The following is a 12,085-nucleotide window of genomic DNA, read 5'->3' on the forward strand; positions in this document are numbered from 1 at the left end:
AGAATGGGGGGATGTTATGCTGATTGTAACAGCGGAGCAGATGAAAACCATTGAAGCCAACTCGACAGAATATGCCCTGAGCATGGAACGCCTGATGGAAAACGCAGGCAGTGCAGCGGCAATCGCGATCCGGCAGATAACCGACGTGGAGGGGCGGTTTGTTACTATCTTCTGCGGACGGGGAAACAACGGTGGGGATGGCTTTGTAGTGGCCCGCCGGCTGCATGAGGCGGGCGCGAATGTGGCGGTTGTGCTCACCGACGGGCAGCCCCGCACCGAACAGGCGCAGGCGATGTTTTCAATCCTCAGCGGGATGGAGATCGCTGTGGTGGAATTCGAAGCGGACCCGGTGTACCTGGCGGAGCGGCTGGCCGAAACCGATCTATTGGTTGATGCCATCTATGGGACAGGCTTCTATGGGGAGCTGGACGAAAAACATCGGGACATCTGCCGGCTGATGAACGGGGTGGGGGTGCAGACGGTTTCGCTGGATATCCCGACCGGCGTAGCGGCGGATACCGGTGCCGCGGACGATTTCGCGGTCTGTGCGGATGTGACCATCGTGTTTGACAGCGATAAGCCCGCGACCGTTCTCCCCGGAGCAGCGGCCTGGTGCGGAGAGGTGGTTGTGGTGGACATCGGGATCCCGCCCAAGGCGCGGGAGGGAATCGAGCCGCTTTATACTGTGGTGGATGAGGAATTTGTATTCGGCATCCTGCTGCCTCGCCGCCGCGAGACCCATAAAGGGAGCTACGGAAGGCTGCTGAATATCGCGGGCTGTCAACGGTATATGGGAGCCGCGATGCTTTCGTCGCTTGCGGCGCTGCGCACCGGTGCGGGATATGTCACCCTGGCCTCTACCAAGGAGGTCTGCCGGACTGCGCTGCCCAACCTGACTGAAGCGGTGATGATGCCGCTGCGCCAGAATGCGGACGGCTCGATTTCGTACGATTCGATCGACACAATCCTACAGGAAGCGGAGCGGTCGTCCGCGATCCTGCTGGGGAACGGCCTCGGGACCGGGAGTGATGCCTGTCACATCGTCTACGACCTGATTCAGACGGTAAAATGCCCGCTGATTATCGACGCAGATGGCATAAATGCGGTCGCTAAGAATATAGATATAATCAGACAGGCGCAGGCACCGGTGGTGTTCACACCGCATCTGATGGAGCTTTCCCGCCTGACTACCCTGCCGCCTGAACAGATCCGGAGGGATCTTCTTTCGATTGGGAAACGGTTCGCGGAGGGGTATGGGGTGACGGTTGTGCTCAAGGATGCCTACACCAACACGATCGCAGCAGATGGGCAGGTCTACATCAACACCACCGGCAACGCTGGGCTGGCCAAGGCGGGCAGCGGCGACGTGCTGGCAGGGGTGATCGGGGCACTTGCCGCGCAGGGGCATGAACCTGCTGTTGCAGCGGCGTGCGGTGTCTGGCTGCATGGGATGGCGGGTGATTACGCGGCGAATGAGTTTTCCCAGTATGGGATGCTGCCGCGGGATGTCATCAGAATGCTGCCGCGGGTGTTTGCCGACCACGGACGTTGAAGAAAGGAAACCAGCCGCCGTTTTTCGGAGGAAGGCGTTTCCGAATCTGACCGAACGGGGTGGGGCTATGTGGAAAAAGACGATTCTGGCGGTTCTGGCCGCTCTGATGGTATTCTGTGGCTGTCATGCGGCGGAGCGGCAGGACCCAGCAAAGATGGCGGAGCAGGCGCGCGAAACGCTGGCAAAGCCGTTCCAGACAACTGCAAAGGTGCGGTATCAGGGGATGGAAACGACCATGACCATCTATAAAAAGCCGATGAACTGCGCAGTTGTGACATTTGATGCCCCAGACACCCTCAAAGAGATGAAGATGACTTTTTATACCGATCGGGTGACCCTCAGTTACGGGGAGATGAAGTTCGATTTTGAGCCGGACAGTGTTCCGGGGCAGGCGGCATCCAAACTGATCCTCTCCGCGCTCAATGCCGCGCTGAACGACCAGGGAATGAACGTCCGGCAGGAGGGGGAGGGGGTCCGGTTTGAGGGCAGTATGGAGCAGGGAACCTTCTCCCTCCTGCTCGACCGGGAGAGCGGAAACCTGCTGCAACTTTCGCTTCCGGAACATGATCTGGAGATGGAAGTCCTCAATTTCTCGATTCTTCAGGACTGACCCTGTTTTTTGGATTCGCCCGCGCCGCATGGTGCGGGCTTTTTGATTGTCAAAAACCGGGCCTGCCCCATATCATGAAAAGGGTGCGGAAACTTTTTTCACTCCGGATGTTTAAATGACGTGCCCCACGCCCAAACTAGAATCGAACTGCTTCAGGGATGCAGGGACGTCAGATGCAAAATGAATATCCACGGAGAGTGATAGGAATGACTGTGAAAAGAGGAGAAATCTATTATGCGGATTTGAGCCCGGTGGTCGGTTCGGAGCAGGGAGGGGTGCGGCCGGTGCTGATTGTGCAGAATGATGTCGGGAACCGGTATAGCCCGACTGTGATTGCCGCAGCGATCACCAGCCAGAAGGAAAAATCCAAGCTGCCTACCCACATCGAGATCAATTCACAGGTCTGCGGGCTTTCCCGGGACTCTGTGGTATTGCTTGAGCAGATCCGCACACTCGACAAAAAACGCCTCAAGGAGAAGATGGGGCGGCTGGACGACGGCTCGATGGGCCAGATCAACCAGGCGCTTTCGATCAGTTTCGGATTGGGCGAGAATACTGGACGGAACCCGTCTACATAACCATGCAGACGGGTTTTGAAGGGGTAGTTGAACAGGCTCCCGCGGGGATTTACCGCGGGAGCCTGCTGCATATCTGAGGGGTAGCCATCTTCCGCAATTGACAGATGGAAAACAGGGGTATATAATTCCGATATACCCGCTTGAATAGTATCTTTCTGTCCGCAGAAGATTGCGCATCTGTATTGTTATTTTTTATGTTTGGAGGACCGGTCATGAGCAAGATTTATACTTCTGTCGATCAGCTGATTGGAAAAACCCCGCTGTTGGAACTGACCCGCATAGAACAGCTGGAAAATCTGGAAGCCCGGATTCTGGCAAAGCTGGAGTATCTGAACCCCGCGGGATCGGCCAAGGACCGCATTGCAAAGGCGATGATTGACGATGCAGAGCAAAAAGGGCTGTTGAAGCCCGGTTCGGTCATCATTGAGCCGACCTCTGGCAATACCGGCATCGGACTTGCCAGTGTAGCCGCTGCCCGCGGTTATCGAATTATCATCGTCATGCCGGAAACCATGAGCGTTGAACGCCGCAAGCTGATGAAAGCCTATGGTGCGGAGCTGGTGCTTACCGAAGGCACAAAAGGCATGGCGGGCGCTATTGACAGGGCGGAGGAACTTGCCCGGGAGATTCCCGGCAGTTTCATTCCCGGACAGTTTGTGAACCCGGCAAACCCCTTGGCGCATCAGACTACCACTGGCCCGGAGATCTGGGAAGATACGGACGGTAAGGTGGACCTGTTTGTAGCTGGTGTAGGGACTGGAGGCACCATCACCGGTGTAGGCGCCTACCTGAAAATGCAGAATCCTGCGGTCAGGGTTGTTGCGGTGGAACCGGCCTCTTCGCCGGTGTTGAGTAAGGGTACCGCAGGCCCCCACGGAATTCAGGGGATCGGTGCGGGATTTGTCCCCGAAGCGCTGGACTGTTCCATTTACGATGAGATTATCCCGGTAGCGGATGAGGACGCTTTTTCTGTTGGCCGGCAGGTCGGCCAGACAGAAGGGATTCTGGTGGGCATCTCTTCGGGTGCTGCCTTGTGGGCCGCCATTCAGTTGGCAAAACGTCCCGAGAACAAGGGCAGAAATATCGTCGTATTGCTGCCGGACACCGGTGACCGCTATCTTTCCACAGCGCTGTTTCAGGACTGACATCTGAATATAACCCGTTTCTGTGCCGCTGCCGGATCGGTCACCAGCCGGTCCGGCTCTATTCATCTGACGAAGCAGCATTCCACCAGCCGGCTCTGTGCCGATAGCCCTGACCAGCATTGTGATGCCCGCAGCCCTTGCCGCTGTCCGCCTGTGCCACCCGTTCGTCAGCAGGTGATAACGCATTGATCCGGCTGCGGATCTCTCTCATGCTCATGTCTTGAATTTCTTCGGGCGTCATATCGGGGGCGAGTGACTGCAACTCTAAAAATGCGGAGTATTTTCCATAGGAAAGCCCCATTTCATGGGCGGCAGCAACCTCATCTGAATGGGTCAGATAGCAGCAATAGGTATTTTCCTGACCAGCAGTGCAGGACTTAATATTGGAAAGCATCTTCGCACACCGCGCTTCGTCTGACCCAACGACGGCGATCGTCACCATTTCATCATTGGACAACAGAGTGATAATTTTTTGGCTTTCCAGCGTCCGATGGATTGCCTCGGTGTAATTTGTAAACCGCAGGTGCAATGAACTCGCCAGTTCCTTCCCATCGTCGTTGCGGCCGCGTACGGAAATCACCTGATCGAACCGGTTAATGCCCAGTTCGATAGAGGGATTGACATCTATACTGATTTCTGCTGTCGGGACAAAATAGAGCCAGTAACTACCTGCCAGCAGACATAGGAAACCGGCTGCGGCAGCGGCTAGACGCTGAACATTTGGCACACGGTATTCTGTATAGTTGTTTGTTTTCTTGGCAAGAAAAGCTCTGGTACGGGCCTTCAGTTCGTCCTCTGCGTTAATTTTATCGAACGCTTCCTTTATTCCGGGAATCATACGCATCACCTCCCAACTTCTCTCGGAGCATCTGTTTGGAACGGGTCAGGAGCGTATAAATGGTATTGACGTTTTTGCCAATAATCCGGCTGATCTGAGGAGCGGTGTAGCCTTCATAGTAATGAAGGTATACAACATCCTTGTACTTTTTTGGAAGAGAAAGCACCGCCTCAAGAACCTCCCTGTTGTCCGGCGGCAGTAGGGCAGGCTGTTCCATGACCTCATCCAGAGATACTGTGTGGCTGCGAAAAAAGCTCCTGATCAGGTCTTTACAGGCATTGATCGTGACGCGAATCAGCCAGGCTTTCTCGTGCTCTTCGCTTTCAAAAGAAACGGAACTAAGGACATACTTCAAAAACACGGTTTGAAATATGTCCTCGGTATCAGCCTCATTTTTCAGATGTATCATGCAAAGCCGTCGAACGGTATTTGAATACCGTTCGATAGCTCTGTTTACTTCTTGTTCGCTCCGCATGGCCCTTTCATCCGTTATCTGAAACGTCCTCTATGGCAGCCATTTCCCCATCCTGCGCCGCCCTGCGGTCGGACTCCGTTGCTATTTCCATCAGCATTTCTGTAAGGGCAGGCGGTTCCGGCGTAATCACAAACGCCGTCCCCGTCAGCATCCACAAAGTGCCCGCCGCATCCGGTTCCTGCATAGTCGCAGACCCCGTCCCCGTCAGCATCCACAAAGTACCCGCCGCATCCAGTTCCGGCATAATCACAAATGCCGTCTCCATTAGCGTCTACGAAATAGGGGCCTTGTCCAAGCCCAGCCGCAAAGGCGCTGGTGGTTCCGATGGACAACAGAAGTGCGGCGGCCAGAACGCTGGGTAATACTTTTTTAAGCATAGCTATTTCCTCCATTGCTGTTAATCAGGAATTCCCATTTCAATTATAATACGATTCAAAGAGAACAATCCGTTCAAATTTTTTAGAAAATTTGAACGGATTGTTTTTCATATCTGTTTCCTATATGGAAAACAGAGTGTTATGCATTCTTGTGTGTCCGATGATATCTAAAACTAGGTAGTCGAGGATAAAACAGAGTTCATCAAGGGTTTACAAGGGAATGTTCTGCCCGCGTTTTAATAGAAAAAACATCCCCGTATCCGTCGGCAATATCGGCGGATATTTTTGCCATCCCCAGAAAACCCTTGCTTTTTACAAGATGAACAAGTATAATAAGGATGTAAAAGTGGTGAGAAGTGGTTAAAAGTGGAGTACATGGTATGAAAATTGCAGGGGGAGGGGCGATGGTATGCTGACAGGTCAGTACAGCCACAACCTCGACCCCAAGGGCAGGATCAGCTTTCCGGCGCGTCTGCGTGAGGAGCTGGGAGAGCGTTTTATGGTTACCAGAGGGCTGGATAACTGCCTGTTTGTCTACTCGATGGAGGAATGGGAGCTGCTCGCCGCAAAGCTGCGGGAACTTCCAATCTCCAAGTCCGCTCCGCTCAACCGCTTTTTCTTTTCAGGTGCGGCGGAGGTTGAGCCGGATAAGCAGGGCCGGGTGCTTTTGCCCGCGCATCTGCGGGAATATGCCGGTCTTGAGAAGGATGTCACGATTGCCGGAGTATTCAACCGGGCTGAAATCTGGGACACCGCCCGCTGGGAACAGAACAATGCGCTGCTTACGTCCGAATCGATTGCAGCAGCGATGGATGAGTTGGGATTTTAGGATGGAAACACAGAATTTCAGGCATATATCGGTCCTGCTGAACGAATGCATGGAAGGGCTGGCGATCAGGCCGGACGGAATCTATGTGGATGGGACAGCAGGCGGAGCAGGCCACTCGAGCGAGATCGCAAAACGGCTGACAACCGGTCGGCTGATCGCGTTGGACAAGGACCCGGATGCGGTTGCAGTTGCGTCTGAACGGCTGGCGCAGTATCCCTGCGCACAGGTGGTGCAGACCGACTTTTCCAGGATGTGCGAGACACTCGACCGGCTGGGAATCGACTCGGTTGACGGCATCCTGCTCGATCTGGGGGTATCCTCGTTTCAGCTCGATACACCCGAACGCGGTTTTTCCTATATGCATGATGCCCCATTGGACATGCGGATGAGCAGGACAGGTCTTTCCGCATATGATGTGGTCAACACCTATGATTTTCAGGCCCTCTGCCGGGTTATGCGGGAGTACGGGGAAGAGAGATATACCCCGGCTGTTGCAAAAGGCATCCTGCGCAGACGGGAACAGCACCCCATTGAGACGACCGGTGAACTGGTCGAAGTGATCCGCAGTTCCCTCCCGGCCAAAGCGCGCCGGGAGGGCGGCGGACATCCTGCGAAACGGGTTTTTCAGGCGATCCGGATTGAGGTGAACGGAGAGCTGGACAGCCTGTCGCAGTTTTTGTCAGAAGCGTTCGAACGCCTCAAACCGGGCGGACGGATGGCGATTATTACATTTCACTCGCTGGAAGACCGGATGGTCAAGCAGCGGTTTGCGGAGCTTTGCAGGGGCTGCACCTGCCCGCCGGATTTTCCGGTCTGTGTCTGTGGGAAACAACCGCTTGGTCGGCTGGTCAACCGCAAACCGATCGAAGCGGCGCAGGAGGAACAGCAGGCGAACTCCCGGAGTAAAAGTGCGAGATTGAGGGTGATTGAGAAGCGGCAATCTTGATAGAACCTGTATGGATAAACAGGAAGTCTGGTAAACGGGTGATTTTTTCGCCTGTAAGGCGAAAAAGGGCCCGATCAGAAGGAGCCAGATGGCTGTGGATACGGGGGCTTAGGAAGGGGAGGACGAAAGGCTTTGCAGAGGCAGTATTCCAACGGCAGTGCCGCTTATGATCTGGACAATTTCCGCACAAGGACGCCGCGGGCGAGGTCAAAAAAGCCTACCCTCACAGTGACGAGGCCAAGCCGGTCCGTACGGGCCAGGCGGCGTCTCGCAACTGCAATGAAGGTCGCGGCAGTTATCGCGATTGGGGTGGCGGTTGTGGTAATGATGCTCTACTATCGCGCGGTGTTGACCGAATTAACCCTTCAGATCAGCAGCGAGCGGACAAAACTGAACGAGGAGATCAGCGAGGGGACGCGCCTGGCAGCAGAGCTGGAATCCAAGGTTTCGCTGCGAAACGTGGAGGAATATGCCACGCAAAAACTGGGGATGGCTCCATTGGATAAAAGCCAGATCACCTATATCAACCTGAACGAGGGGGACAGGGTAGAACTGACGAGCGAGTCCCCGCGGCAGACGATTGCTGATCGAATTCAGCTTGCAATCAGCAACGTTCAGGAATACCTGAAAGATAAATGAAATACATATGGAAAGCGGACAGAAATTTGCAGACATAGGCGGGAAGAAAAGCAAGAGGGATGAAAGGGACAGCAATGCCCGTAGGTCTTTCTTGCTTTCCTCTCTTTTCAGGGAGAACACGACAAGATTTTACATTTTTCACAAAGGAAAAGGGAAACGCTATGGCAAAAACACCAACCTATCAGATGAAAGGCCGGATGATGGTCGTGCTGGCGGGCATGATTATCCTAGGGTTCGGCATCGTACTGCACCAGTTGTTCAGCATCCAGATCCTTCAGGGGGAGGAATATCAGCAGATCGCACTGGATCAGCAGATGCGCAGTACCCGGATCGGCGCCAAGCGCGGCACCATCTACGACACAAACGGGAAAGCTCTGGCAACCAGCGCGGATGTTTCTTCGGTCTGTGTGGCGCCGGGCATGATCGACGACGACGAGGAACGCAAAAATGTGACCGCAATGCTGGTCAAGATGCTGGGCGTGGACGAAGCGCTGGTTGCTAAAAAGCTCGACAAAAAAAACAGCCTGTACGAGGTGGTCAAGACCAAGGTGGAAAAGCCGGTGACCGATGAGCTGATGCAGCAGGTGCTTGAAAACGGCTTGCAGGGGCGGATCTTCCTCGAGGGAGATACCCGGCGGTACTACCCATACGGCAACTTTGCAGCAACGGTGCTTGGGTTCACCAATGCGGACAACGACGGCGCCTATGGGCTGGAATCCTACTATAACAAGACGCTTGCAGGCACGCCGGGCCGGACCCTTGCGATCCGGGATTCAAAGGGCCAGCCGATGAGCCTCCAATATGAGGAAACCCAGCCCGCACAGGACGGAAATTCGCTTGTGCTCACGATCGACGAGACGATCCAGCATTATCTGGAAAAAAATCTGGAAACAGCGGTGGATGAGCATAAAGTCGGGGATCGGACGGTAGGAATTGTGATGGACGTCGAAACAGGCGCGATTCTGGCGATGTCCACCAAGCCCGATTTCGACCCGAACAATCCCACAGAAATCATCGACAAAAACCTGCTTCAGGCGCTGGAGGAAGCCAAACCGGTCATCACAGCGATCGCGGCAGGGCAGCTCTGGTACGATTATAACGCGGCCACCGACCGTAAATTTTTGAGCGGTCCGGCGTATGATACGCTGATTAAGAATGCAAAATACCTCAACAAGGTGATGGGCCTGAACACGATCTACGCGCTGATCGACCAGAAGAACGAGGAAGGCGGCCTGACGCAGGAGGCGCAGGAGGCGGCCTATCGGAAGGCACTGCAAAATGCCCAGTATGCCCAGTGGCGCAACAAGGCGGTTTCCGACCCGTATGAACCGGGATCGGTCTTTAAGATCATCACCGCGGCGGGTGCGCTCGAAAGCCATGCGGTCACCGAGAACAGCACCTTCAACTGCATTGGTTATATCGAGGTAGCGGATAAGACCCAGCACTGCCATATCTGGAGCAGCCAGCATCAGGGGCATGGGGTGCAGACACTGGAAGATGCGGTCCGCAACTCCTGTAACCCGGCGTTCATTCAGATTGGACAGCTGATGGGGTCACGCCTGTTCTCAGAATACTTCTCCAATTTTGGTCTGACCGAGCTGACTGGGATCGACATGCCTGGTGAGGCGAGCGGGCTTTACCACAAGGTGGAAAACATGGGGATTGCTGAGCTGTCGTCCTCCTCGTTCGGGCAGACGTTCACGATCACCCCGTTACAGATGATTACGGCAGCCAATGCGGCGGTCAACGGCGGCAAGCTGATGCAGCCGTATATCGTCAAGCAAGTGGTCGACAAGGACGGAAACGTGGTTTCCGCCACCCAGCCGGTGGTCAAGCGGCAGGTGATCTCAAAGGACATCTCCGACAAGATGCAGCTGATGCTCGAACAGGTTGTCGCAAACGGTTCCGGGCGTCAGGCGCAGATCCCGGGCTACCGGGTCGGCGGCAAGACCGGCACCTCTGAAAAGATCGGTACCAGAAACCTCGACGGAAGCGAGAACACCAAAAATATCCTCTCGTTCTATGGATTTGCGCCGATCGACAACCCGAAGGTGGCATGTCTGGTCGTGCTCGATGAGCCGGATCTGATCAACGCATACGGCTCGACCGTTGCCGCGCCGGTTGTCGGCTCGATCCTCGCGGATGTCCTGCCGTATATGGGGATTGAGCCCCAGTATACACAGGAGCAGCTGGAGGAGACTACCACATCCACCCCGAACGTGACCGACAAGGACATCCACGACGCGCAGTCGATCCTGCGGATCGCGGGACTGAAATACCGCCAGGTGGGCAGCGGGACCACGGTGCTGCGTCAGGTGCCGGGCTATCAGGAGCCGATTCCAAAGGATGCGACCGTCGTACTTTACACCGAGGAAAATGTGGTGGATGGAAAGGTGCTTGTCCCGAACGTGGTCGGCATGACTGCCGGGCAGGCGAATAAGGAGATCACCAACGCGGGCCTCAACTACGCGATGATGGGTTCGGGAATCGAGGGGACCAGCTCACCGGTCATCGCCCAGAATCCGCTTGCAGGAATTGAGGTGGAAAAGGGCACCATTGTGACAGTAGAATTTGCGGAAAGCGCGCCGGCGGAGTGATACCGTCGGCAGACAGGGGGCAGATTGCATGCGGTTATACCAACTGATAGAGGGGCTTGGGCTGACAGGACAGGTGGCGGACTGCGAGATCACCGGGGTTACCAACGATTCCCGGCAGGTTGAGCCGGGGATGGTGTTTGTCTGCATCAAAGGAGGGCGGTTCGACGGTCATGACCGCGCCAGACAGGCGCTGGAGGACGGTGCCGCGGCGGTTGTCTGTCAGCATGATCTCGGGCTGGAGCGTCAGCTTCTGCACCCGGATACCCGCTATGTTTATGGACTGCTCTGCGGAAGCTGGCATGGCAATCCGTCGCGCAGGCTCAAAATGGTGGGGGTCACCGGCACCAACGGCAAGACGACGATCACCTACATGATGAAGCACATTCTGGAATCGGCAGGGAAAAAGGTGGGGCTGATCGGAACCATCCACAACGAGATCGACGATATCCTGCTCCCCGCCAAGCACACCACCCCCGACCCGATGGTCCTGCACAGTATGCTTGCGCGAATGGAGAAGGCCGGGTGCGAATATGTGGTGATGGAGTGTTCCTCCCATGCACTCGATCAGCACCGGGTAGCGGGGGTGACCTTCCAGACAGCGATCTTTACCAATCTGACACAGGACCATCTTGACTATCACCAGACGATGGAAAACTATTTTCAGGCAAAAAAGCGGCTGTTTTCGATGTGCGGGACAGCGGTGCTCAATTTGGATGACGCGTATGGACGCCGGTTACAGGAGGAGGTCTCCTGCAAGGCGCTGACCTTCTCGACAGACAATGACCTCGCCGATTACACCGCCAAAAACATCCAGTCCGCGCCCGATTCGAGCAGGTTCCTCTTTGTGGGAAAAAATCAGATCGCGCGGGTCAGGCTGCCGATCCCCGGGGATTTTTCGGTCTCAAACGCGATGGCTGCGGGGGTCGCCTGTCTTACCCTTGGATTCCCGGTCGAGCAGGTTGCCGAAGGGCTTTCGACCTGCGAAGGAGTGGTCGGACGCATCGAGGTGCTGCCGACCGGCACCGATTTTGTTGTGATCCGGGACTATGCCCACAGCCCCGACGGCCTGGAAAAGATCCTCACAACCATGCAGAAGTTCGCCAAAGGGAAGGTTTACCTCCTGTTCGGGCCGGCAGGGGACCGCGACCGGTCCAAGCGGAAATTGATGGGGGAGATCGTCTCCCGGCTGGCGGATTTCGTGATCCTCACCTCGGATAATCCCCGGGAAGAGGATGAGATGCAGATTATCAACGATACCCTTCCAGGCATCGAGATGCATCCCGAGACCCCCTGTAAGGTGATCCCCGACCGGTACGAAGCAATTGAATGGGCGCTCACCACCTGTCAGAAGGACGATGTGCTGATCCTAGCGGGCAAGGGGCATGAGGATTATCAGGTATTGCGGGGCGGGACGATCTGTTTTGACGAACGTCGGATCGTGTCGGATATTTTGACCCGTCTGCGCGGGGGCCCCGCCGGACAGTATTGAGGGGATACAG

The 12,085-nt window shown here is 55.5% G+C and carries 12 protein-coding genes; 9 read left to right on the top strand and 3 right to left on the bottom strand.

Going from position 1 to position 12,085, the window contains the following annotated elements:
* The first annotated feature begins 16 nt into the window (after positions 1 to 16).
* The 4 genes from C814_RS14695 (at position 17) to cysK (ending at position 3,885) form a co-directional block, all read left to right on the top strand.
* On the top strand, positions 17 to 1,552 hold the full coding sequence (locus C814_RS14695) for a bifunctional ADP-dependent NAD(P)H-hydrate dehydratase/NAD(P)H-hydrate epimerase (RefSeq protein WP_016316140.1): 1,536 nt from the start codon (positions 17 to 19) through the stop codon (positions 1,550 to 1,552).
* 67 nt (positions 1,553 to 1,619) lie between these two features.
* The gene (locus C814_RS14700) at positions 1,620 to 2,162 is read left to right on the top strand and encodes a hypothetical protein (protein ID WP_016316141.1); all 543 of its coding nucleotides are present in this window, start codon (positions 1,620 to 1,622) and stop codon (positions 2,160 to 2,162) included.
* Positions 2,163 to 2,368: 206 nt separating this feature from the next.
* Positions 2,369 to 2,740, top strand: a complete 372-nt coding sequence (locus tag C814_RS14705; RefSeq protein ID WP_016316142.1) for a type II toxin-antitoxin system PemK/MazF family toxin — start codon at positions 2,369 to 2,371, stop codon at positions 2,738 to 2,740.
* Between the two features lie 212 nt (positions 2,741 to 2,952).
* On the top strand, positions 2,953 to 3,885 hold the full coding sequence (cysK, locus tag C814_RS14710) for a cysteine synthase A (RefSeq protein ID WP_016316143.1): 933 nt from the start codon (positions 2,953 to 2,955) through the stop codon (positions 3,883 to 3,885).
* A 58-nt stretch (positions 3,886 to 3,943) separates the two neighbouring features.
* Here cysK and C814_RS14715 read toward each other — a convergent pair whose 3' ends face one another.
* Genes C814_RS14715 through C814_RS23705 form a run of 3 tightly spaced genes read right to left on the bottom strand, consistent with a single transcriptional unit; the run spans position 3,944 to position 5,448 of the window.
* A complete protein-coding gene (locus C814_RS14715; RefSeq protein WP_016316144.1) occupies positions 3,944 to 4,723 on the bottom strand; it encodes an anti-sigma-I factor RsgI family protein in 780 nt (259 codons plus the stop codon).
* The gene (locus tag C814_RS14720) at positions 4,692 to 5,198 is read right to left on the bottom strand and encodes an RNA polymerase sigma factor (RefSeq protein ID WP_016316145.1); all 507 of its coding nucleotides are present in this window, start codon (positions 5,196 to 5,198) and stop codon (positions 4,692 to 4,694) included. Before C814_RS14720 ends, C814_RS14715 begins: the two co-directional genes overlap by 32 nt.
* A 7-nt stretch (positions 5,199 to 5,205) precedes the next feature.
* Entirely contained in the window at positions 5,206 to 5,448 is a 243-nt protein-coding gene (locus tag C814_RS23705; RefSeq protein WP_022788440.1) for a hypothetical protein, read from the bottom strand.
* Between the two features lie 536 nt (positions 5,449 to 5,984).
* Between C814_RS23705 and mraZ the strand changes: the two genes are divergently transcribed.
* The 5 genes from mraZ (at position 5,985) to C814_RS14735 (ending at position 12,075) form a co-directional block, all read left to right on the top strand.
* A complete protein-coding gene (gene mraZ, locus C814_RS14725; protein WP_016316147.1) occupies positions 5,985 to 6,404 on the top strand; it encodes a division/cell wall cluster transcriptional repressor MraZ in 420 nt (139 codons plus the stop codon).
* Position 6,405: 1 nt separating this feature from the next.
* Positions 6,406 to 7,350, top strand: coding sequence for a 16S rRNA (cytosine(1402)-N(4))-methyltransferase RsmH (rsmH, locus tag C814_RS14730; RefSeq protein WP_016316148.1), 945 nt, complete (start codon positions 6,406 to 6,408; stop codon positions 7,348 to 7,350).
* A gap of 132 nt (positions 7,351 to 7,482) precedes the next feature.
* A complete protein-coding gene (locus C814_RS0104960) occupies positions 7,483 to 7,989 on the top strand; it encodes a cell division protein FtsL (protein WP_016316149.1) in 507 nt (168 codons plus the stop codon).
* 161 nt (positions 7,990 to 8,150) lie between these two features.
* Positions 8,151 to 10,586, top strand: a complete 2,436-nt coding sequence (locus tag C814_RS22395; RefSeq protein ID WP_016316150.1) for a penicillin-binding transpeptidase domain-containing protein — start codon at positions 8,151 to 8,153, stop codon at positions 10,584 to 10,586.
* 28 nt (positions 10,587 to 10,614) lie between these two features.
* Positions 10,615 to 12,075: a UDP-N-acetylmuramoyl-L-alanyl-D-glutamate--2,6-diaminopimelate ligase gene (locus C814_RS14735; protein ID WP_016316151.1), complete on the top strand. Its 1,461-nt coding sequence runs from the start codon at positions 10,615 to 10,617 to the stop codon at positions 12,073 to 12,075.
* Positions 12,076 to 12,085 lie beyond the last annotated feature (10 nt).

This window comes from Anaerotruncus sp. G3(2012), from assembly GCF_000403395.2.
In the GTDB taxonomy this organism is placed as follows: Bacteria; Bacillota; Clostridia; order Oscillospirales; family Ruminococcaceae; genus Anaerotruncus.